Source organism: Sorangium sp. So ce693, from assembly GCF_051521375.1.
Classification (GTDB): Bacteria; Myxococcota_A; Polyangia; order Polyangiales; family Polyangiaceae; genus Sorangium; species Sorangium atrum.
Genome location: NZ_CP150347.1, coordinates 12,164,152 through 12,184,178, shown reverse-complemented (window position 1 = coordinate 12,184,178; position 20,027 = coordinate 12,164,152). Strand labels below are relative to the sequence as shown.

20 protein-coding genes are annotated in these 20,027 nt (G+C 70.8%); 10 read left to right on the top strand and 10 right to left on the bottom strand.

The genetic code is table 11. The features are described 5' to 3' along the window. Positions 1 to 7: 7 nt before the first annotated feature. From WMF14_RS45480 to WMF14_RS45460, 5 genes are all read right to left on the bottom strand, one after another. Positions 8 to 2,056 carry a DCC1-like thiol-disulfide oxidoreductase family protein gene (locus WMF14_RS45480; RefSeq protein ID WP_437796820.1) on the bottom strand — a complete coding sequence of 683 codons (2,049 nt, stop codon included), beginning with the start codon at positions 2,054 to 2,056 and terminating at the stop codon, positions 8 to 10. Continuing rightward, the gene (locus tag WMF14_RS45475; protein WP_373372224.1) at positions 2,053 to 3,165 is read right to left on the bottom strand and encodes a tryptophan 2,3-dioxygenase family protein; all 1,113 of its coding nucleotides are present in this window, start codon (positions 3,163 to 3,165) and stop codon (positions 2,053 to 2,055) included. The genes WMF14_RS45480 and WMF14_RS45475 overlap by 4 nt, the downstream gene beginning before the upstream one ends. A 243-nt stretch (positions 3,166 to 3,408) precedes the next feature. Further along, complete coding sequence (locus WMF14_RS45470) at positions 3,409 to 4,092, bottom strand: hypothetical protein (RefSeq protein WP_437796818.1); 684 nt, start codon at positions 4,090 to 4,092, stop codon at positions 3,409 to 3,411. A gap of 34 nt (positions 4,093 to 4,126) precedes the next feature. After that, positions 4,127 to 4,534: a hypothetical protein gene (locus WMF14_RS45465; protein WP_437796816.1), complete on the bottom strand. Its 408-nt coding sequence runs from the start codon at positions 4,532 to 4,534 to the stop codon at positions 4,127 to 4,129. Positions 4,535 to 4,729: 195 nt separating this feature from the next. Continuing rightward, entirely contained in the window at positions 4,730 to 5,071 is a 342-nt protein-coding gene (locus WMF14_RS45460) for a hypothetical protein (RefSeq protein ID WP_272096093.1), read from the bottom strand. 379 nt (positions 5,072 to 5,450) lie between these two features. Here WMF14_RS45460 and WMF14_RS45455 point away from each other — a divergent pair, with 379 nt between their 5' ends. Beyond that, a complete protein-coding gene (locus tag WMF14_RS45455; protein WP_437796815.1) occupies positions 5,451 to 6,182 on the top strand; it encodes a hypothetical protein in 732 nt (243 codons plus the stop codon). 167 nt (positions 6,183 to 6,349) lie between these two features. Here WMF14_RS45455 and WMF14_RS45450 read toward each other — a convergent pair whose 3' ends face one another. Next, positions 6,350 to 7,837 carry an MBOAT family O-acyltransferase gene (locus tag WMF14_RS45450; protein ID WP_437796813.1) on the bottom strand — a complete coding sequence of 496 codons (1,488 nt, stop codon included), beginning with the start codon at positions 7,835 to 7,837 and terminating at the stop codon, positions 6,350 to 6,352. Positions 7,838 to 8,192: 355 nt separating this feature from the next. Between WMF14_RS45450 and WMF14_RS45445 the strand changes: the two genes are divergently transcribed. Genes WMF14_RS45445 through WMF14_RS45435 form a run of 3 tightly spaced genes read left to right on the top strand, consistent with a single transcriptional unit; the run spans position 8,193 to position 10,347 of the window. Then, positions 8,193 to 8,753 carry a hypothetical protein gene (locus WMF14_RS45445; protein WP_272096091.1) on the top strand — a complete coding sequence of 187 codons (561 nt, stop codon included), beginning with the start codon at positions 8,193 to 8,195 and terminating at the stop codon, positions 8,751 to 8,753. Positions 8,754 to 8,756: 3 nt separating this feature from the next. Then, positions 8,757 to 9,557, top strand: coding sequence for a polysaccharide deacetylase family protein (locus WMF14_RS45440; protein ID WP_437796811.1), 801 nt, complete (start codon positions 8,757 to 8,759; stop codon positions 9,555 to 9,557). A 34-nt stretch (positions 9,558 to 9,591) separates the two neighbouring features. After that, a complete protein-coding gene (locus WMF14_RS45435) occupies positions 9,592 to 10,347 on the top strand; it encodes a transglutaminase-like domain-containing protein (protein ID WP_276596780.1) in 756 nt (251 codons plus the stop codon). Positions 10,348 to 10,404: 57 nt separating this feature from the next. Here the strand turns inward: WMF14_RS45435 and WMF14_RS45430 are convergent, their stop codons facing one another. Continuing rightward, a complete protein-coding gene (locus WMF14_RS45430) occupies positions 10,405 to 11,952 on the bottom strand; it encodes an ATP-binding protein (RefSeq protein WP_437796809.1) in 1,548 nt (515 codons plus the stop codon). Positions 11,953 to 12,203: 251 nt separating this feature from the next. Here WMF14_RS45430 and WMF14_RS45425 point away from each other — a divergent pair, with 251 nt between their 5' ends. The 4 genes from WMF14_RS45425 (at position 12,204) to WMF14_RS45410 (ending at position 15,601) form a co-directional block, all read left to right on the top strand. After that, complete coding sequence (locus tag WMF14_RS45425) at positions 12,204 to 12,386, top strand: hypothetical protein (protein WP_437796807.1); 183 nt, start codon at positions 12,204 to 12,206, stop codon at positions 12,384 to 12,386. A gap of 30 nt (positions 12,387 to 12,416) precedes the next feature. Next, positions 12,417 to 13,274, top strand: coding sequence for a CPBP family intramembrane glutamic endopeptidase (locus WMF14_RS45420; RefSeq protein ID WP_437796805.1), 858 nt, complete (start codon positions 12,417 to 12,419; stop codon positions 13,272 to 13,274). 564 nt (positions 13,275 to 13,838) lie between these two features. Beyond that, positions 13,839 to 14,744, top strand: a complete 906-nt coding sequence (locus WMF14_RS45415; protein ID WP_437796803.1) for an FG-GAP repeat domain-containing protein — start codon at positions 13,839 to 13,841, stop codon at positions 14,742 to 14,744. A gap of 425 nt (positions 14,745 to 15,169) precedes the next feature. After that, the gene (locus WMF14_RS45410; RefSeq protein ID WP_437796802.1) at positions 15,170 to 15,601 is read left to right on the top strand and encodes a hypothetical protein; all 432 of its coding nucleotides are present in this window, start codon (positions 15,170 to 15,172) and stop codon (positions 15,599 to 15,601) included. Between the two features lie 224 nt (positions 15,602 to 15,825). On the opposite strand, the gene WMF14_RS45405 is transcribed toward WMF14_RS45410, so the two are convergent. Then, on the bottom strand, positions 15,826 to 16,062 hold the full coding sequence (locus WMF14_RS45405) for a CPCC family cysteine-rich protein (protein ID WP_437796800.1): 237 nt from the start codon (positions 16,060 to 16,062) through the stop codon (positions 15,826 to 15,828). Next, positions 16,059 to 18,479 (bottom strand): RHS repeat-associated core domain-containing protein, encoded by a 2,421-nt coding sequence (locus tag WMF14_RS45400; protein ID WP_437796798.1) that lies wholly within the window; start codon positions 18,477 to 18,479, stop codon positions 16,059 to 16,061. Before WMF14_RS45400 ends, WMF14_RS45405 begins: the two co-directional genes overlap by 4 nt. Before the next feature lies 1 nt (position 18,480). Here WMF14_RS45400 and WMF14_RS45395 point away from each other — a divergent pair, with 1 nt between their 5' ends. Both WMF14_RS45395 and WMF14_RS45390 read left to right on the top strand, forming a co-directional pair. Further along, entirely contained in the window at positions 18,481 to 18,906 is a 426-nt protein-coding gene (locus WMF14_RS45395; RefSeq protein WP_437796797.1) for a hypothetical protein, read from the top strand. Between the two features lie 118 nt (positions 18,907 to 19,024). Next, positions 19,025 to 19,228, top strand: coding sequence for a hypothetical protein (locus WMF14_RS45390; RefSeq protein WP_437796795.1), 204 nt, complete (start codon positions 19,025 to 19,027; stop codon positions 19,226 to 19,228). A gap of 425 nt (positions 19,229 to 19,653) precedes the next feature. Here WMF14_RS45390 and WMF14_RS45385 read toward each other — a convergent pair whose 3' ends face one another. After that, positions 19,654 to 19,953, bottom strand: a complete 300-nt coding sequence (locus WMF14_RS45385) for a hypothetical protein (RefSeq protein ID WP_437796793.1) — start codon at positions 19,951 to 19,953, stop codon at positions 19,654 to 19,656. Positions 19,954 to 20,027 lie beyond the last annotated feature (74 nt).

Here is a 20,027-nt window from a genome sequence, read left to right as displayed (position 1 = left end):
GAGCGCCTCAGTTCGGCTTGCCGTGGTGCCGGAGGACGCTCGGCGCGAAGGGTAGGCCCCCCTCGCCCAGCTTTCCCGTGCCACCCCGCGAGTGCGAGAACAGCTTCTCCCGCTCGAAGCTGCTCGGCGCGGGCTCGCCCGGCGCGGGGATCGGCGCCGAGACCCAGTACGCGTCGAAGCCCCCCAGCGACGCCTCGCGCCCCGTTCCGGACGCCTGAGGTCCGCCCTTCGCGAGGTAGTCGCGGAAGGCGCGCTGGTAATCGGACCACTCCGGCCGCCGGATGCGATCGAGGTAATCGGACCAGAGCTGGCCGAGCCGCGCCCCGGGGTTCCCGGCAGGCTGGAGCCGCGGCTCCTCCCCGGTCAGCGGATCGATCGGCTGCGACGCGCGCGTCTGGCCGTCGATCACCATCAGCGCGTTGTCCCGCGGCGGCTCGGGCGCCATCACGTTCCACCGCGCCAGCATGCGCGGCCACGACGCCACGCCCGCGAGCACCGCCCCCTGCGGGACGGCCGCAGCGCCGGGCAGCGGGTTCTCCTTCGCCGTCTGCGCCAGCACCGCGGCGAGCACCACGAGCACCGCCGCCTCCCGCAGCGATCCCAGCGCGAGCCGCGCCGTCCGCACCGCCGGCGCAGGGCCGTCCGGAGCGGGGCCCGCGTCGCCGCCGTCCGCTTCGCCCTCGTCGGGCAGCGGGATCCCGCACGCCTGCCGCCCGAGGAGCTCGCTGATGCGGTGCCTGCGGGCCGCGACCACATCGTAGAGCGCGTTCAAGAGGTGCGAGACGCCCGGCAGCTTGAGCGGCCAGGCGAGCCAGCCGAGCGGCAACGCCAGGAGCCCCTCGGTCACCGCGCCGCCTCGCGTGTAGACGCGCCCCTTCCGGTCGATCGCGAGCGCCGTCCGCTCCACGAGCTCCGGCGTGACCTCCTTCGGCATCGGCACGCGCTCCGTGGCGCCCGTCTGGTTGCGGACGTAGAGCTCGTCGAGCGCGACATTGCCCTGGAACGTCAGGTGCTCGCGCAGATCGAGCCGCTTGACGAGGCGCGCCAAGAGGAGGCAGACGCCGCAATCGGCGTCGTACACGAGCGTGCGCGCGCGCCCCTCGCTCCAGGAGCGCTCGTACGCGTCCCAGAGCTCGCCGGGGAGCACGATCGGCGCCGCGGCGGCGAGCGCCCAGCCGAACAGCCCGAGATCGAAGAACACCCCGAGGATCAGCCCGTGCAGGACCATCAGCGCGGCGGCGGCCCCGCGCGTCCAGCGGAAGAGCGCCGGGACGAAGAGCAGCGCCGGGATGGCGAGCTGCATGGCCCACGTGCCGAAGGTGAGCCCGCGCAGCGTGCCGAGCGGCAGGGTGTCGCGGAGCCAGATGCCCGCGTCGCTCGCCAGGCGCTCGGCGTGGAGCGCATAGTAGAACGCCGTCCCGTCGCGCCACGCCGCGCCGCGCTGCTGGAGCGCCGTACAGAGGTAGATCAGGGCGAGCTGCAGCAGCACGGCCAGCGCGGCGAGCGACGTCGGCGACCACCCGGGCAGGCGCCCGGCCGCGATCTCGGCCTCCGAGACCCTCGACCTGTCGTTCAGCTCCGTGTCGCGCTTCTCGTCCCGCAAGGCGAGCGAGGCGCGCAGGCTGTCGAGCGAGAAGCGGCTCCCGCACGGCAGGAACGCCGTGAGCGCGAGGATCGCGATCGCCGCGTAGTTGCCGGCGTTCTCGAGCAGGATGTTCCTCGACGTCAGGCTCACCAGCACGAGCACGGAGAGCACGTGAAAGACGCGCGTCCGGTGGCCGATGAGGAACAGGGCGTAGACGACGAGCGCCAGCGAGAAGGCGAAGTGGGCCTCTCCCTCCGTCGAGATGGCGTGGAACAGGCTGAAGACCTGCTGTTTGCCCCGGAGGTTGAAGAGGTGGTTGTGGTTCGGGAGGACGCCCTCGTTCGAGTAGAAGTCCCGCACCCATCGCCACCGCCCGAAGAGGTCGGCGATAAGGACCAGCCCGAAGGTGATGCGAAACAACCCGAGCGAACGGGCGTCAAGACGCAAGAAGTGATCGCGAAGTGATTTCACGGAGAGTCCTCGACACGGAATCCGTAATCCGATGCGTGCTCGAGCACAGGGACGCTCGGCTTACGCAAGAGCAGGGAGCGCACCGTCCAGAGATCGCCGAAGACGCGGTAGCGCAGCGCGGTCTGGTCGAGGTAATCGACGCCCGCGGAGCCGCCCGTGCCGGTGCGCCGGCCGATCACCCGCTCGACCATCCGCGCGTGGCGCTGCCGCCAGATGAGCATGGCCTGCTCCATCTCCAGGATGCGGTCGAGCACCTCGCGCGGCCACGCGAGCCGGGGCAGCTCGCGGTAGCTCTCGATGAAGACGATCGCCGCGCGGATCGCCCGGCGCTTCTCGCGCGTGGCCTCGTCGGCCGCCGGATCGTCCTCGGCGAGCAGGAACGCCTCGGCGGCCGCGCTCTCCGCCTCGTAGCGCGCGCGGAGCCGCTCGACGTCCGGCGGGGTGAGCGCCTTGTCGATCGCCATCTGGACGCGGCGCTCGTTCTCCTCGCGCATCGAGCGCGTGTAGCTGCGCAGGAAGCTCAGGACGCCCTCCGGCTCGCTCGATCCGTCGATCGGCGTCCGCGAGAGCCACTCGTACAGGGTGTGCTTGAGGCTCGGCCCGCTCGCGAGCCGCGCCTCCACGCGGCGCGTGGCCGCCGAGGGCGCGCCGTCCGCTGTCTTGAGCGCCTCCTTGTAGCTCCCCTCCCGGCCGAGCGGGATCCGGAGCGCGTCGTCGAGGCCCAGCACGAGCTCGATCTCGCGCAGCTGCGCCGACTGGAAGCCGCTCGCCGGGATGAGGCGATCGCGGAAATCGAGGTAATCGCGGGTCGTGAGCGTCTCCATGACCCGGAAGTGCTCGATCGCCTGCTCGAAGATGGCGACGACCCGCCGGAACGAGCGCGCCGCGGAGGCGAGCTTCTGATCGGGCACCGGGTTCTGGCGGAAGAGCTCGCGCGCCGAGGTGAGCTCCCGGAGGATGAGCTTGAACCAGAGCTCGTAGATCTGGTGGACGACGATGAACAGGGCCTCGTCGTTGCCGACCTTCTGCTCGTCGTCGTCGAATCCACCCTGGAGGGCGAGCAGCTCCTCGACGTGGATGTAATCCCAGTAATTCATGTCGTTGGTGATTCGAGAGGCGCCGCCAGCAGCGTTCGTGCGGCGTGTTCGCAGCAAGCGGTGCGCCCGCGCCACGAGCGGCGCCGGGAGTCTACTTCCCGCCCCCCAGGAAACGGAAGGGCCTGGCACGGGTCGCACGGATTGCGCGCCTGCGCAAAAAGCAACGTGATGCGCCGCCGGGCGAGCGCGCGCGGCGCGCCTTGCCGGGCGAGCGCGCGCACGGGCGGCCTCCACCGAGGAGCGTGCGCGGCGCGCTCAGGGCGCGCTCGCGCCGGGCGGCGGCTCGGCCGGGGCGCGCCGCACGCCGTCGGGGCCCATGTCGACGGGCGGCGCGTAGCTCTTGAGCTCGGCCCGCTCGTAGCTCGCGCCGCCCGCGGCCTCGATCACGACCACGCCGACGTCCGGGCAGAACGTCGACACGTAGCGCGCCGGCCTGTCGCCGAGGCGCTCCTCCACGGTCTGCACGCACCCCGTGAACCGCCCCGCGGGCACCTCGATCGCCACGTCGACCGCGGCGATCCGCGCGCGGCCGCCGTGCTCGCCGGTCCACGCGGTGCCGGGCGCGATCGGCTCCTTGAGCACGAAGACGCCCGTGTCGCTGCGGATCACGCCCTCGCCGGTGAACTCGAAGCGCTTCACCCCCGAGGGGAACCGGAGCTCGCCGCTGCGCGCGTCCGCGCGGTGCACGCGCGCGACGAGGAGGCCCTGCTCGCCGCCCTCGCTCAGGGTCGCGTAGTGGTAGATGTGCCCGTCGACGAGCGGGAAGTAGCGCTCGGCCCGCGTGCCCGAGGAGGCGCCCTGCTGCCCGTCGGGCGCCGCGTCCCACACAACGGGCCGACCCGGGCTGGCGGCGCCCCCGCAGGCGCTCAGCGCGAGCGCGAGCGCGGCGAGCCAGCGCGCGGGGCGGCGGCCTGAGGGACGTCCGGGCTCGGCGTTCACCCCGCTGCCTCCTCGATCGTCACGGGCGGGGTCGTCACGGAGACGCGTGGCCGTGGGACCAGTACCAGAGCGCGAGGAACGCGAGCAGCGCCATGGCCGCGACGAGCAGGACGACGGCGAGCGGGTCGGGGTCGATCCGGCGCAGCAGCGCCCGCGCCGCGCGGCGGACGTCGTCGTGCTCGGCCTCCTTCGCGAGCCGCCCCGCCTCCGCGCGGACCAGCGCGTAGTCGCCGCGCTCGAACGCCTGCTCGAGGCGCTCGATCTCGGGATCGCGAGGGCCCGCCGGCGCGTCGTTGCCGGGGGGCGGCGCCGCCTTCTCGTCGCGCCGCTTCCTGCGCTTCTTCGGCGGGCGCCGCGGCTCGGCGTCGGCCTGCGCGTCCGGCGGCGAGCTCGGATCCGGCTCGGGCCGGGCGTCGGTGTCGGCCTGCTCCGTGTCCGTCACGTACAGCTCTCGGTGGTGATGTAGGCCATGGCCGAACCCCGCGGCAGATCCCCGGGACGGCGCAGGCTACCGCAAGCCCGGCCGCGCGTGCCCGAAAAAGGCCGGAAAACCCGCGGTCCGCCGCCGCTTGCCGCCGGCGGCCCGGCCGGGCGCATCGGCCCGGGCGCGCAGCGCGCTCATCCGATGCGCCCCGGCCTACTCGAACGGCAGCCGGTCCCGCTGCCGGTCGACCTCGGCCGGATCCGGGCGGTCTCTCCAGGGGACCATCGCCTCGCCCTCGCCGCTCACCACGCAGCGGAGCGCCTCGCAGGCGGCCCGGTAGTACGCCTTGCGACCGCAGCCGACGGCCTTGAAATGGCCGCCGAGCTGCTCCTCGATGCGGACGTCCCTGTCGGCGCAGTCGAGGTCGGAGGTGGCGCGCGCCCGGATCATCGGCATCGCGTTCGCCGGCACGTTGGCCACGCTGCACGACAGCGAGAGCGCGCCGGCAAGGAGGACGGCGAGGGGGGCGAGGGCGGCGAGAGGGGGCGGGCGCACGGCGAGAGCCTAGATCACATCGGGAGATCGCGCCGACTCATCTCTGCGCCGTCGGCGGCCATCCTCGTCCAGGCCGGGTGCGGTCGTCGTGCCGGCGGGGCGCGTCGTCATCGCGGCCGAGCCCGTCACACTCCGCGGCCGAGGTCGACCCGACACGTGCGTAGACCGCCGCTCCAGCAGGCAGCTACGCTCGCCGGCTCATGAGCAAGGTCACCGGGGGCTGCTCGTGGAGGAGATCAAGGCCGACGGCAGCCGCTTTCGTTACGGATACGACGCGCTCGCCCCGTCACGATGTGCGCCACCCTCGCCGAGCCCCACGCCCCGGGGACGGACCTCGTCTTCTGCGTCCCGCTCGCGCTCGCCTGGCGCCGATCCGCGCATGCTGCCCAGCAACCTGGCGCCTGACGAGCTGCTCGCTTACGGCTATCTCTCGCGCGACCTCCGGTTCCCGACGGTCTTCGCCATGCGGGATCGCTGGTTTCAGGGGCGGTATGTCCGCGCCTTCGGGATCGACGACGGCCCTCATCCCGACAACCCCGCCCGTCGCGCGCAGGTCATCGCACACGACGATGTGTCGTCGGACGAGTTCGTCATCGAGCTCTGCGCGGGCGAGACCGAGGATCGCATCGTCATCGCCCAGATCCCGCCCTGCAGTCGGCTCGGGGTGACGGTGGGGGCTGCGCTCGACCGGCTCGAGCGGCTGCGCCCTGAGGACCGCGCGCTCCAACCCGATGAAACGCTGTGGGTTCCACGGCTCGAGTTGGAGGTCTGCCGACGGTTCGACGAGCTCACCCATCGGCCTCTCTGCAATCGAGATCTTCAGGGCAGGAGCTTCGATGAAGTGCAGCAGCTGGTGAAGTTCAAGCTCGACGAGGTAGGCGCCAGCGTGATCGCGGAGGCGGTCATGCACGGGTACGGGGCGCCGGCGCAGAAGCGCTATTTCATCGTCACAAGACCTTTCCTGCTGATGCTGATCCGCCGCTCCGCGCCCATTCCGTACCTCGCGCTCTGGGTCGAGACCACGGCGTGGATGCAGGAGCAGCCGGCGCCCCCGCCCCCGGCATTCCCCCCGTTCGATCCATCGTTATGGTCGGGGCCCCACCTGCGCTGATCGCGGCCCGCTCCCTCCGCCCCGCTCTGCACACGCGCCGCAGAGCGGCGGTCACCCGCACAGGAGACGGGTCCAGATCGGCGTTTTCGGCGCGGAAGCGCACGGAAGGGAGCTGAGCACCGAAAACGCCGAGATGGGCCCGTATCCGAAGCGGGTGACCGCCGCTCTCAGAACTGGAAGTACACGAACGGGACCGCGGCCGCGCTCGCCGCCTCGTGGAGACCGATCGCGACCAGGAACAGCAGCGCGCCCTGCACCGGCGCCGGCGCCGCGATGAAGGCGCCGCGGGCGCGCTCGTAGAGGCGCTCCGGCACGTAATGGGACAGGAGCGCGACCCCGAGGAGCGCGACCAGCACGGGCGGGAGGTTCGGGTGGAAGGTCGTCAGCGTGCCGATCTGCCGCAGGATGAGCACGGCCTGCGAGAAGGTCGGCACGCGGAAGAAGATCCACGCGAAGCAGACGTAGTGGAACGTCAGCAGCACGCACAGCGCGCGGACGGGGAAGCGGACGAGGAAGGAAGCGAGGGGCGAGCTCGCTGTCGTGCCATCGCGCTCGCCCTCGCCGGCCGGTCGCCGGCGCTGGACGGCGCGCTGGAAGGCGCGCGTCACGGCGAGGCCGAGGCCGTGGAGGAAGCCCCAGAAGACGAAGTTCCACGATGCCCCGTGCCAGAGGCCGCCGAGCAGCATCGTGATCATCAGGTTGCGGTACGTCGCCAGCTCGGAGCCGCGGTTGCCGCCGAGCGGGATGTACAGGTAGTCGCGGAGCCAGGTGGAGAGCGAGATGTGCCAGCGGCGCCAGAAATCAGCGAGGTTGTGCGCCTTGTACGGCGCGTCGAAGTTCTTCGGGAACCGCACGCCGAGCAGGAGCGCCGAGCCGATCGCGATGTCGGTGTAGCCCGAGAAATCGCAGTAGATCTGCGCGGCATAGCCGTAGACGCCCGCGAGGACCTCCAGGGCCGAGTAGTTCTCCGGGCGCTCGAACACGCGGTCGACGAGGTTGAGCGCGAGCTGGTCGGAGAGGACGACCTTCTTCACGAGGCCGATCGCGACGAGGAACAGCGCCGCCCCGCCCTCCTCGAGGGTGAGGCTCGGGGCGCGCTCGAACTGCGGGAGCAGGTCCCGCGGGCGCACGATGGGCCCGGCGACGAGGTGCGGGAAGAAGGCGACGAAGAGCAGGTAGCGGAGGTAGCTCTTGTGGGGCGGGAGCTCGCCCCGGTACACATCGACGACGTAGCTCATCGACTCGAACGTGAAGAACGAGATGCCGACCGGCGGCAGGAGCACCCGGAACGCGTGGCCCACGCTCGCCGGCTCGCCCGTGAGCAGGGCGCGGAGCGCCGCGGCGTTCTCGAGCGCGAAGTTCCAGTACTTGAAGAACCCCAGGAACCCGAGGTTCAGCACCACCGTGGCGACGAGCATCGCGCGCCGCGCCCGGGGCCGCTCCTCGCGGGCGATCGCGCGGGCGAGGAAGAAGTCGACGGTGGACGAGGCGAAGATGAGCGGCAGGTAGCGCCAGTCCCAGGCCGCGTAGAACCCGTAGCTCACCAGCAGCACGAACACGAGGCGCGGCCAGGCGCCGGCGTACCGCACGAGCGCCCACGATCCGACGAAGACGGCGGCGAAGAACTCGGCGTAACGGAGGGTATTGAAGAGCACGGCCGGTCGGAGTCCGGGTCAGGCTGTGGCGAGGGGCGCGGCGCGCGGCAGGGCCGAGCGCGTTGTCGAGGAGGAGCGGGCTACCCGGGCGGTGGGGGCCGTCTACCACAGGGGGCGCCGCGCGGTCGCTCTCCTGGCGCGGCCCGATGGCGCCGCGCGGTCGCGCTCACAACGCGGCGCCCTGCGGAACGACGCGGAACGACGCGGAACGACGCGGAACGACGCGGAACGACGCGGAACGACGCGGAACGGTACGGAACGACGCGGAACGCGACCGCGCGGGGCCGCGTTTCAACGGCGCCATGGCGCCGCGCCATGTTGAACGGCGCCCCGCGTCGTGCCAAGGATGGATCTGATGCTGGGTCGCCTGATCCTCGGGGTTGTGAAGGGGCTCATCGTGGGGGGCCTGCTGGGCTTCGCGCTGGCGAAGCTCGGCTTCGCCGCGCCGGTGGCGATCATCGCTTACGTGGCCGCGGCGCTCGCCGGGGTCCTCGTGGGGCTGATCGCGGGCAAGCCCATCTGGGCGAAGGACGCGAAGATCGAGGCGGGGATGAAGGCCTTCGTCGGAGCGCTGCTCGGCGCTGGCCTGATGTACGCCGCGCGCAGGTGGCTCACGGTGCCGGTGCCTGTGCCGCTCGGCGAGCTCGGGGGCGCGAACCTGTCGCTCGGCGAGGCCGCGGGGAGCACCGGGACGTTCGGCGGCCTGGCGATCACGTCGCTCGCCGCGATCGCCGCGCTCCTCGGCGGCTTCTACGAGGCCGACAACGACCCCTCGGACGAGGAGAAGCCGGGCGCGAAGCCGGCGGTGAAGGCGGCGGCCGGGGGCAACAACAAGCGCATCGCCGCCTCCGCCGCGGCGGACGAGCTCGACGACGACCTCGAGGTCGAGCCCGAAAAGAAGCGCGCGAAGAAGTAACCCGTGCCGTTCGCGCGGGCCCTCCTCTATGCCGCGTCGCTGGGCGCGCTCGCGCTGGTCGCGCGCTCGCTGCTCGTCGCGCCGGTGCCCATCGCGGTCGCGTGCGCGGCCATCGCCGGCTACGTCGCCCTCATCCTGTGCGGGGTCTTCTTCCTCGGGCTCGGCATGTTCGTCGACGTCGTGAAGCGCGGCCCGCCCGGCGCGCGGGGCGTGGCGCTGACCTTCGACGACGGGCCGAGCCCGGAGCACACGCCGGCGGTCCTCGCGCTCCTCGACGAGGCGGGCGTGAAGGCGACGTTCTTCGTCATCGGCCGCAAGGCCGAGGCCCACCCGGAGCTCGTCCGCGAGATCGCGGCGCGGGGCCACGCCATCGGCCTGCACAGCCACGCGCACGACCGGCTCTTCTCGCTGCGCTCGGCCCGTCGGGTCGAGCGCGACCTCCGGCAGGGGCTCGACGTCATCGAGCGCATCACCGGCGCCCGCCCCACCTTCTTCAGGCCGCCCGTCGGCCACACGAGCCCGCGCATCGCCCGCGTGGTGGACGCGCTCGACCTCGACGTAATCGGCTGGTCGGCGCGGGGGTTCGACGGGCTCCCCGGGGCGGACCCCGGGCGGGTGGCGGGGCGGATCATCCCGGGGCTCCGCGACGGGGCCATCGTGCTGCTCCACGACGCGGCCGAGCGCGACGACCACGCCCCCGCGGGGCCCCTGGCGCTCCCGCGCATCCTGGCGGCGATGGAGAAGCGCAACCTGGTCGGGGTCCGCGTCGACGCGTGGCTCGACGACGGCGACCGGGACGCCTAGACCATCTCCATCGGGTGGCGCTACGCTCGGTCCAATGGCCGCGCCGGTGAGTCTGACGCTCTTTGCGCATATCGCCGGGAGACCGGAGGACGAGCTCGACCTCGCCGAGGCGGCGCTCCTGATCGACGACGCCGCGTACCCGGGCCTCGACATCCCGCACTACCTCGGCGTGCTCGACCGGCTCGGCGGCGAGGCGCGGCGCGCTGTCGATCGCCCCCTGCGCGCCGCGGAGGCGACGCCGGGCAGCGGCCCCATCGAGCAGCTGCTCCGCTGGTTCTACGGCGACCTCGGGTTCCACGGCAACTCCGGGGACTACTACGACCCGAAGAACAGCTACCTGCACGAGGTCCTGGATCGCCGGACGGGCATCCCCATCACGCTGGGCGTCGTCCTCCTCGAGGTGTGCTGGCGCGCGGGCCTCGAGGCCCAGGGCGTCTCGTTCCCGGGCCATTTCCTCGTGAGGACGCCGGTCCGCGGCGGCGTGCTGCTCATCGACCCGTTCGAGGGCCGCCTGCTCGGCCGGGACGACCTGCGCGCGCTGCACACCCGCGCCACGGGCACCACGCGCGATCCGGATCCGCGGCTGCTCGTGCCCGCGCAGAAGCGGCAGATCCTGGTGCGCATGCTGAACAACCTGCGGTCGATCTACTCGAGCCGCTCGGACGCGTCGCGGCTGCGCAGCGTGCTCGAGCGGATGCAGGTGCTCGCGCCGACCGACGAGCTTCGGAAAGAGCTCGATCAGATCGGCGGCGAGCGCCCCTGGCCGTCTGCAGGGCGGGACGTGAACTGACGTGAACTGACGTGGACTGACGTGAACTGACGCAGGCCGACGTGGGCCAGCGTGGCCTCACGGCGGCTCGCTCGCCTCGCGCTGCGCTGCGCCCGGCAGCAGCACCACGAACCGCGCCCCGCCGTCCGCGCCTCGCTCGACCCCGATCGAGCCGCCGGCCGCCTCGACGAGCCCCCGGCACACAGCGAGCCCGAGCCCCGTCCCCTCGCCGACCTCCTTGGTCGTGATGAACGGCTCGAACAGCGTCTCGCGGACCTCCTCGGCGATCCCCGGCCCGTTGTCCTCGACCTCGATCCGCGCGCCCCCGCACGCGCCCCGCGACGCGCGCACCGCCACGCGCCCCCCGACGCGCGGGACCGCGTCGGCCGCGTTCAGGAGCAGGTTCAGGAGCACCTGCACGAGCTGCCCGTGCGCGAGCGGCACGGCCGGAACGTCGGGCGCGACGTCCCGCTCGAGCTCGATCGCGCGGAACGCCCTCTGCGGCGCCACGAGCGAGACGACATCGTCGATCGCCTCCGCGACCGACCCGGAGGGGTGGCGTCCTGCCTCTCCATCATCGCCGCCCTCGGCCGCGCCGCGCGCCGCGGGCCGGGCGAAGTCGAGCAGGTCGCGCAGGATCTTGTGGATCCGCTCCGTCTCCCGCTTCATCCGCTCGACGAAATCGCGCTCTTCGGCCGGCGTGAGGCCCCCGGCGAGCAGCAGATCCTGCAGGCCGAGGATCGCCGCGAGCGGGTTGCCGATCTCGTGCGCGAGCCCCGCCGCCAGGCGCCCCACGGACGCGAGCCGCTCCGAGCGGACCAGCCGCTCCTGCGCGCTCTTCAGGTCCGCCGCGTAGCGCTCGACCTCGGCGATCTTCGCCCGCAGCGACTCCTCGTCGGCGCGGAGGCGGCCCGTCATGAGCGCGAGGCTCGCGCCCAGCTCCGCGAGCTCCCGCGCGCCGGCCCGCGGCACCTCCAGGTCGCGCGCCCCGCCGGCCACGCGGCGCGCGGCCTGCGACACCGCGTCGATCGGCCGCACCACGAGGTGCGTCATGGAGATGTACGCGAACACGAGCAGCGCCAGCGCCACGATGCCCGTGTAGAGCGCCACGATCCGCACGAGCGGCGCGGCGGCCACCGTCGACGGGTCGGTCGGCACCAGCACGGCCACGGAGCCCGTCGACGCCGCGGGCGCCGGCTCCGCGAGAGGCGCCGCCTCGCGCGCAGGCTCCGGGACGACCACCAGGAGCGCATCGCCGCGCGCCGTCCGCACCGTCTTCAGCACCTCCGTGCCGGCCTCCACCGAGGCCGGCAGCGCCGCCGCGATCTCTGGCTCCCCGGCGCGGCCCGAGAGCGCCCCCGCCGCGTCGTAGACGCCGATCGCCGACGCCCCGTCCGGGCCGACCTGCGCCTCGAGCAGGAGCGAGAGCTCCGGGGCGGACCGCGTCGTCCGCGCCGCGGCCACGTGCCCGGCGATGGCGCGGCCGATCGCGCGGGCGCTCGACGCGCGCGCGCCGCTCATCGTGGCCCGCGTGAGGCTCGCCACGGCGAAGAAGAGCGGCACGAACGCCAGGAGGAGCAGCGCGCCGATCGCGAACAAGAGCTGAAGCCGGATCCCGAGCCGCACGGTGTTGTCTGCCCCCTGTCGTACCGCCCTCGCCCAGCTCGGCGCCCGCTCGTCCGTGGCAGCGCGCCGGGTTCGGAGGAACGACCTCTCTGATAGCGGCATGCGCGCCCATGGCAAAGCTCGCAGCTCGCGGAACGCGCAGAGCGCGCAGAGCGCGCGAAGCGTCGACCGACGGCTGGGCCTGCTGCTCCGCGCCTGCCGGGTGCCCGCCGCTGGGACCAGACGTAAGCGGCGTGAACGATCGGAACGGCGTGAACAACGTAAGCGACGTGAGCGGCGTGAGCGCCGTGAGCGGCGTGAGCGCCGTGAGCGGCGTGAGCGCCGTGAGCGGCGTGAGCGGCGTAAGCGGCGTAAACAGCGTGAACAACGCGAACCGCGCTGGCTGCTACAACGGCGGACCTCTTCCGCGCTTGATCGCTCGCCGAGAGACGTGACATCATGGCTGGTTCAATGGGGATACTCTTATGAGCTTGCTCGAATCCTCCTCCGACGTGATCGACCCCCACCATGTTCCTTTCCTCGCCGGCTCCGCCGCCCGCGACGCGCGCCCGTCGACCGGTCGGCGCGACCGCTCGACCGAGCGCGCTGGGCTGGCCGTGGCGAGCGGCGCCGATCACGACCTGCTCCGCCTCGAGATCGAGCTCCTCCGCCGCGGCGGCCGGGACGCCCTGGAGCTGCGCCGGGAGCTCGCGGCGTTCTTCTTCGTCGTCATCGCCCTCTTCGGCGTCGCGCAGCTCGTCCGGGATCTCATCCACCCCGATCTGCCGCCGCTGCTCCAGATGGGCTATTCGTGGGGTTTCTTGCTGCTGCTCCTCGTGCCGATCGGGTGGTTCGTCCGGCGGCAGCCGCTGCCGCTCGCGCGGCTCGGCGTGACGCTCTCGGGCGCGCGGCATAGCCTCCGCGAAGCGCTCGTCATCGCCGCCATGGCCTTCGCGGCGTGCCTCGCGCTCCGCGCGGGCCCCGCCCTGCGCGGCGAGCCGTTGCTCGACTGGGGCTCGGTCGCGGGGTACTCACACCTCGAGTTCGCGATCTTCCTCGCGAGCTACGGGCCGCACTGCCTGCTCCAGGAGTTCATCGCGCGCGGCGTGATCCAGACCTCGCTCGAGCGGCTCCTGCCCGACGCCGGACGCCTCGCGCCCATCGTGGTCACCTCGGTGCTCTTCGGCGTGTTCCACCTCTACGTCTCGCTGGCCTTCGCGGTCATCACCTTCGCCGCGAGCGTCCTCTTCGGCCTCTTCTACGCGCGCCACCGCACCCTCATCGGCGTCACCGCCGTCCATCTCACGGTCGGTCTCGCCAGCGTCGCCGCTGGCCTCAACTGACGCTCTCCGCGACAGCCATCCTTCCGCGAAGCGGCCCGAACGGATTGTCTCCCTCGACGTCACGGTGTCCCGAAAGGCCTCTTCTTCCGGAGGCGGCGACGAGCGGCCGGAAGCGAGATCGACCGACGTGGTATGCGCCCAGCGCCCTGGAGGGCGCCCTGCTCGATGAGCAGAGGAGACCTGTGACCCCCTCGATGCAAAAAGCGGGGAATGGCCCGATGAGGTAACATGTGGTGACTGCGCCGAGATCGGGCGCACGACATCGCCTCGGTGGCCTTGCGCTTGCTATCGGCCCGCGTACGTGCTCGGCGTGCTCAGGGCCACGGGCTGGATCGGATCTCCCGCGCCGGCGCCTGCGCCCGCGCCCGAGGCGCAAGCGAGGCGAGTATGAGAGGGTCTGCGGCTACAGGGGCTGCGCTGTGCGCTATCGCTGCGATTCCCCTCATGGCGACCTGCACGCCGGGCATCGATCCGGACCACGATCGCTGGTCCGACGAGCCCGCGGCGTCGTCCCTGGGACGCGCGACGCAGAGGGCGAGCGGGGGTGGGTGGAAGGCCGTTCGTATGAATGACTTCAATCGCGACGAGATGGTGGATGTGCTCTGGGAGCACCCCGAGAAGAGCCTGGCGGCGATCTGGCTGATGGAGGGGACCCAGCTGGTCGCACCGGGGCCGATCATCCCGGGGCCGCTCGGCCAGGGCTGGGAGGCGGCCAACGCGGGTGACTTCAACTCCGACGGCATGGCGGATGTGCTCTGGCGCAACATCGACCAGAACCTGGTGGCCATATGGCTGATGGAAGGGAGCCAGCTGCTCTCGCCGGGGCCGGTCATCCCCGGGCCGCTCGGACGGGGCTGGAAGGTGGTCGCGGTGGCCGATCTGAACCGCGACGGGATGGCGGACGTGATCTGGAACGACAAGGACCAGAACGTGATGACGACATGGATGATGGAGGGACCGCAGCTGCTCTCGCCGGGGCCGATCATCCCGGGGCCGCTCGGCCAGGGCTGGGTGGCGCGCGGCGCGAGGGACTTCAACCGCGACGGCATGGCAGACGTGCTCTGGGAGAACAAGGAGCAGAGCCTGATAGCCGTCTGGCTGATGGACGGCGTTCAGGTGCTCGCGCCGGGGCCGGTCATCCCCGGGCTCGGCCGCGGCTTTCACGTCGTCACCGCGCGGGACTACAACGCCGACGGCATGGCGGACGTGCTCTGGAACAACACGGCGCAGAACCTCATGGCCGTCTGGCTGATGGAGGGCGGCACCCTGGTGATCTCGGCAGGACCGGAGATCCCGGGGCCGCTCGGCCGCGGCTGGGTGGCGTGCCCCGCCGCCGACAGCAATTTCGACGGCATGGCGGACGTGCTCTGGTCCGCCACAGGAACGAACCAGGCGGCGGTCTGGTTGATGAACGGCACTCAGCTGCTCGCGCCGGGACCGGTGTTTCCGGGGCCCCACGACGGCGGGTGACAGGGCGCCGCCTCACGTCCGCGGCTCTGGCTCCGCGTCGGCGGCGCCAGCGTCGCCGCCGGTGCCACCGACGTGGAGGCAGAGAGGAGACGGAGGAGCGCCGAGCACAGCCGAGATTGGGCAATAATTCCGGGCACTTGCGTCCGCGTTCCGGCCATCGCGCGCGACGGCCCCTCCGGCGCGCAGAAATGATGGATACAGCGTAGCTGTCCAGAGAAGCGCGAGGCGTGCAGGAGATGTTCGTCACCTCGGGTCAGCGCCGTGATTTGTCGTTGACAGCCGCGGATCGCTTTGCTCTTCATTGGAATGCCGCCCTTCTGGGCCGACCGGGACGTACATGACCGCAGCATGCTCCGCGACCGCCCTCTCGTACGAACCCATCCGCGTTTCGGGCCAGCGTGGCGTTCGTCGGGACGGAGGCTGCGTTGGCTCGCGGAATTGAGCTGGATCGTTCGCGCTATCCGCTGGTCGTGATGCGGGCCGGCGAGCACTACACCCAGGACGATTGGGACGTGCTGATGCGCGGCATGATCCAGCTCATCGTCTCGGGGCCGTTCGGCCTGATCAACGACACGCGCGGCAGCAGCATGCCGAACGCCGTGCAGCGGCGAGCCGTCGCGCAGATGTACGTCGACTACGAGAAGCAGGCGCGCGCGCACCTGCTCGCGTCCGGCATCGTGGGCGATTCCAGCCTGGTGAACGGCATCCTGACCGCGCTCAACTGGCTGAAGCCGCCTCCGCATCCCGTCAGGGTCTTCTCGTCCATGACCGACGCGGAGCGCTGGGTGCTCCAGCATTTCACCTTCGAGCTCCGCCGGCAGGTCCAGGCGCCGAGCGTCGAGCACAGGGTCGGCTGACCCGCGCGCCGGATCGCCGGCGCGCCGGTCGGGATGAACGCAAACGGAATTACACCCCGGACGTCATCGTGCGGCGGGGCTCCGGTGGATAGATAGGCCGGCGAAAAGGTCGACCGCGTCCTGTAACGCCGGGCTTAGAGCCGAGACTACTCCCTCTCAACAACTCGAGCCCCGGAGGTAGAGGGCGGCCTTCACGGAGAGGAAGACGAGTGATGTGAGGGGCTTCAACGAGAGCGGGACTGACCCGAGCCGTCCTGCTCAGGATCGCTCGTCCCATGCAGCGCAAAGTTGCGGCGTGCCGTGTTGAGGCTAACCCGATTTGCTCCGCCTTCGTAATCGGGCTTCTCCTCCTGGAGCGGATCGTCCTCCCAATTGCACGTTGCGCAGATGTCGTAATGCCCTCGTCCGTCGAGAGTGCGTTGGCCGCAGCAAGGGCACTCGTAAAGCTCAGATTGCGTCATGGTCCATACCTCTCAACCTGGTCGGCCCAATAGCTCGCCCCATCGCGAGGGCGGAAAGGGGTCTCAATCGTCCCGTCCGGCTTCATCGTGGCGAATTCGTTCGTCTGGGAGTTGTATCTGGATGTCCAGCCCTGCTTCGAGGTAAAGCCTTGGACGTCACCTCCGACTGGTGAACGAAGCAGAGCCTCTGCCCGCTTCGCGTAGCCCATCTTCGTGATGTTGCCCGCCCCCCACTCCGAGGCATGCTTCGCAAAATGGCGCTCCAGATGCGCCTCAGATGCGAATCCGCGGACTCCTGACATCAGCTGAGGTGCCCCCCTTGCGGCCTGAGTTGCTCCCGCTATCCTGCCAGCCTTCCCAAGCTGTCCCGCACGCTTCACGCTGGAATAAAGCTTGCTGGCATCGCCGACTCCAGGCACGGCGGCGCCGAGGCTCAGTGTCGCGTTCACCGCGTCACCCTCCCCGGCGTAGATGCAGGCATTGGCGACGTCGCACACCGGGCCGACCGGCGGCGGCGCGAAGCCACAAGCATCGAGGCAGACGTGCGTGAGCTGGCGCATGTCCCCCGCCGTCATCGGACCGACGCTGAACCCAGATTCCCCTCTGTCCCACTCCGACGAGGGGCCGCCCTCCCCGCCTTCTCCGCCAGGACCCGCTCCGCCGTCGCCGCCGGAGCCCTCGATGGCGCCATCGTCTTCGGGAAGGAGCTCCTCACCGTCCTCGAAGACATCCACCTCCTTCGTGCCAGTGCCGTCGCCATCGATGATGACGCCCGGCGGCGGCGCGATCGTCTCGGGCGTGCAGTTCGTCCCGTCGCACGGCTGGAAGCCCGTCGGATCCCTCAGGTTGAGAGGATCATTCAAGACGTAGGCATAGGGATTGTACCCTTGTACCGTCAGCGGCGACGGGATGACGGGATCGGACGTGAGGAACCGGCGCAGGCTCGGATCGTAGACGCGCCCCTGCATGTCGATCCAGCCGAGCTCGTCATCATGCTCGTGCCCCGTGAACCCGGTCCGCACGTCGCCGATCCCGAGGGGCAGACCGGCGATCGGCCCTCCGTTCTCGTCGATGCGCCCACCGAAGGGCTCATGGAAGTTCCGGGAGAGCACGCTGCCATCCGGGCGCAGCACCACGCCCACGCTTCCGAGCGCGTCCTTCTGCACGAAGCGGTCCTGAGAGCTTCCGTCCGGTTGAACGAGGTGCTGCGCCACCTCCTCGCCGTCCGCGAAGACATGGAAGACGTGGGTTGTCTGCGCTCCCGCCGTCCGCCGCTCGTACAGCCGACCGAGCGTCAATACCGTCTCCGAAGGGCCCTCCTTCATCACACGGTTGCCGTCGGCGTCGTACTGGAACGAGGTCGTTCCGCCCCCGCGCACTACCAGCCTGGGCAGGTCGAACTCCGTGAACGTCACGCCCATCGGGGCGCGTGGCCCACCTCGGCTGAACAGGCGCCCGCGAACGTCGTACGAGAGCGTGTCCGCCACCGCGCCGCCGATCCGGACCTCGCTCGGCCTGTAAGGCGGCCCGAAGACGTATTCCTCCCGAAGCGCGCCGCCGACGAACACCTGCTTGGCGTTTCCCAGGGCGTCATACGAGTAATCCGTCCTCTTCGACGTCGTGCTGGTCTGCAGCTCCCACCACCTGAGCTGCTCGCGCGCGTCATACCCGAACGTCTCGTCCCGATTCGACTGCCTGTCGTAGCGTCGCTTGACGCGGCCATCCAGATAGTAGTCGTAGTCGAGATCGTACGCCCCAGGAGTCTGAACCCGATCCAGCCGCCCTGTGAGCGGCTCGTAGCTGTACGTCGTCTCGACCGTCTCGCCCAGCTGAACGGAGAGCGGCTGATCGTCGCTGTTGCGGCTGTTCATGCGCCAGATCGGAAGAAAGACCGCGCTGCTGATCGTCCCATTTCCGGCCACGAGGCGGCGGACGACCTCGTGAAGGTAGCCATGGGCGTTGTAGCGGTGCTTCACCTGAAACCCGGCCGCTCCCTCCACGGACGGGTACTCTAGCAGATCCACCCGCCCCAGCGCGTGGTGCGTCTGCCGAATGACGTACGCGTGACCGTCGATCGTCCACGTCGTCGCCTCAGGCCGCCCGTGCTCGTCGTAGGCGAAGCTCTTCTGGACCTCGTCCGGGCTGGTAGAGCTGGCCAGCCGGCCGACGCCGTGCGGGGCCGTATCCCAGACGAACTCGGTCTCGCCATCGTCGTCCACGATCCTCTCGACACGTCCCAGCGCGTCGCGCTCGAACGTGCGCGTGGACATCCAATCGGCGAGCGCGACCACCTCACCGAACGCGTTGTACGTGACGGTCGTCGCCGCCGACGCGGGCTCCTTGTACCACCTGCGCCGGCCGCGCTGATCATAACGTTGCTCCAGGAGCACCAGATTCCCGCTGGACTCGTTGATCACCTTGCCGATTGAGCTGGACCGCTCGCGCTATCCGCTGGTCGTGATGCGGGCCGGCGAGCACTACACCCAGGACGATTGGGACGTGCTGATGAGGGGCATGATCGAGCTCATCGTCTCGGGGCCGTTCAGCCTGATCAACGACACGCGCGGCAGCAGCATGCCGAACGCCGTGCAGCGGCGAGCCGTCGCGCAGATGTACGTCGACCACGTGAAGCAGGCGCGCGCGCACCTGCTCGCGTCCGGCATCGTGGGCGATTCCAGCCTGGTGAACGGCATCCTGACCGCGCTCAACTGGCTGAAGCCGCCTCCGCATCCCGTCAGGGTCTTCTCGTCCATGACCGACGCGGAGCGCTGGGTGCTCCAGCATTTCAACTTCGAGCTTCGCCAGAAGGCCCTGGCGCCGAGCGTCGAGCACAGGGTCGGCTGACCGGCGCACGAACGCACGCGAGTTGCCGGCGCGGGCGGCTCGACGCGGCCGACACGCTGGACGGCGCCGCGCCCGCGCGCGCCGCGGTCCGCCCGACGAGGAGCTCGCCGCGCGCCGGATGGCGGCCGCGGTCGAGCAGGTGCGCGAGGGGCTCCCGGCGCGCCAGGTCGAGGCGTGCCGGCGGGTGCACGAGGAGGGGTGCAGCCTCGACAAGGTCGCGGCGCGGCTCGGGTGTACCGAGATGGCGGCCCGCCTCTGCGCCCCCCCGGCGCGAGCGAGCATCCGCCGCCAACTCGGCGAGGCGTGGGGGGTCGCGGGGTAAATGAGGGGAGACGGGAAAACGGTGACGATCTCGCGAGGTGGGAGATCAGGAGAGCTGGACCGGCTCGAGGGCGAGATGGCCAGCGTGGGCGAAAAGGCCGCATGGCCAGGCGAGAGGTACCCGGTAGCCTGTCGGGCCAGTGAAGGTAGCCGGGCTTTTATGGCCGCATAGGGGCGTAGCTGGACCGGTGCCTCGCCTCCAGGATGCCGAGTGGTGCCCACGCGGGCGGCGGGCCGGCACCGCCCCGCATCCAGCGTCGTCAACCCGGGCGAAAACCGCAAGTGACCACGGCCAGGGCGATGCGTGGGCGGTGCCCCTTGTGACGCTCAGACCACACGCTTGACGCTACGTGTCCCTACCAAACGAACGAGGGAAGCGTCGATTATTGCTCCTCCCCTTGCGGCAGAGAATCAGCGCGGCCGGCGCTACGGCGGCCACGGGACCTCGGCAGAGCGTGACAAGCTATCGCCACGTTCCCGCAAAAACTCCTCAAACAGCAAGAAGAACGTCCGAACATTCCGCTCACCGGGATCCTGCGTGGCAACCAGCGTGGGCCACGCAACATCTCGCGCATCGTCAAGCTTGGCGGCTAGCCATTTCTCAAATTCATCCAATAGCGACGACTCTCTGGCGCCAAATTCCGGCATTCCGAGATCGATGCGGGCTTGGCGGTAGCCATGAATAAATGTCGCGAGCGTCTTCACATTCTCGTCGCCGAGAAACATGCCCGGACGCACGCTTACACGCTTCAAGAACGCGAGCAGCCAAGGGTCATTGGGGGAAAATGGCACAGTAGCCT

Excerpts from the sequence above, each read along its gene's own strand:
- WMF14_RS45455 (WP_437796815.1), top strand. The coding sequence starts at position 5,451 with ATGCTGCCCAGCAACCTGGCGCCTGACGAGCTGCTCGCTTACGGCTAT.
- WMF14_RS45445 (WP_272096091.1), top strand. The coding sequence starts at position 8,193 with ATGCTGGGTCGCCTGATCCTCGGGGTTGTGAAGGGGCTCATCGTGGGG.
- WMF14_RS45435 (WP_276596780.1), top strand. The coding sequence starts at position 9,592 with ATGGCCGCGCCGGTGAGTCTGACGCTCTTTGCGCATATCGCCGGGAGA.
- WMF14_RS45420 (WP_437796805.1), top strand. The coding sequence starts at position 12,417 with ATGAGCTTGCTCGAATCCTCCTCCGACGTGATCGACCCCCACCATGTT.
- WMF14_RS45415 (WP_437796803.1), top strand. The coding sequence starts at position 13,839 with ATGAATGACTTCAATCGCGACGAGATGGTGGATGTGCTCTGGGAGCAC.
- WMF14_RS45405 (WP_437796800.1), bottom strand. The coding sequence starts at position 16,062 with ATGACGCAATCTGAGCTTTACGAGTGCCCTTGCTGCGGCCAACGCACT.
- WMF14_RS45390 (WP_437796795.1), top strand. The coding sequence starts at position 19,025 with ATGGCGGCCGCGGTCGAGCAGGTGCGCGAGGGGCTCCCGGCGCGCCAG.
- WMF14_RS45385 (WP_437796793.1), bottom strand. The coding sequence starts at position 19,953 with ATGTTTCTCGGCGACGAGAATGTGAAGACGCTCGCGACATTTATTCAT.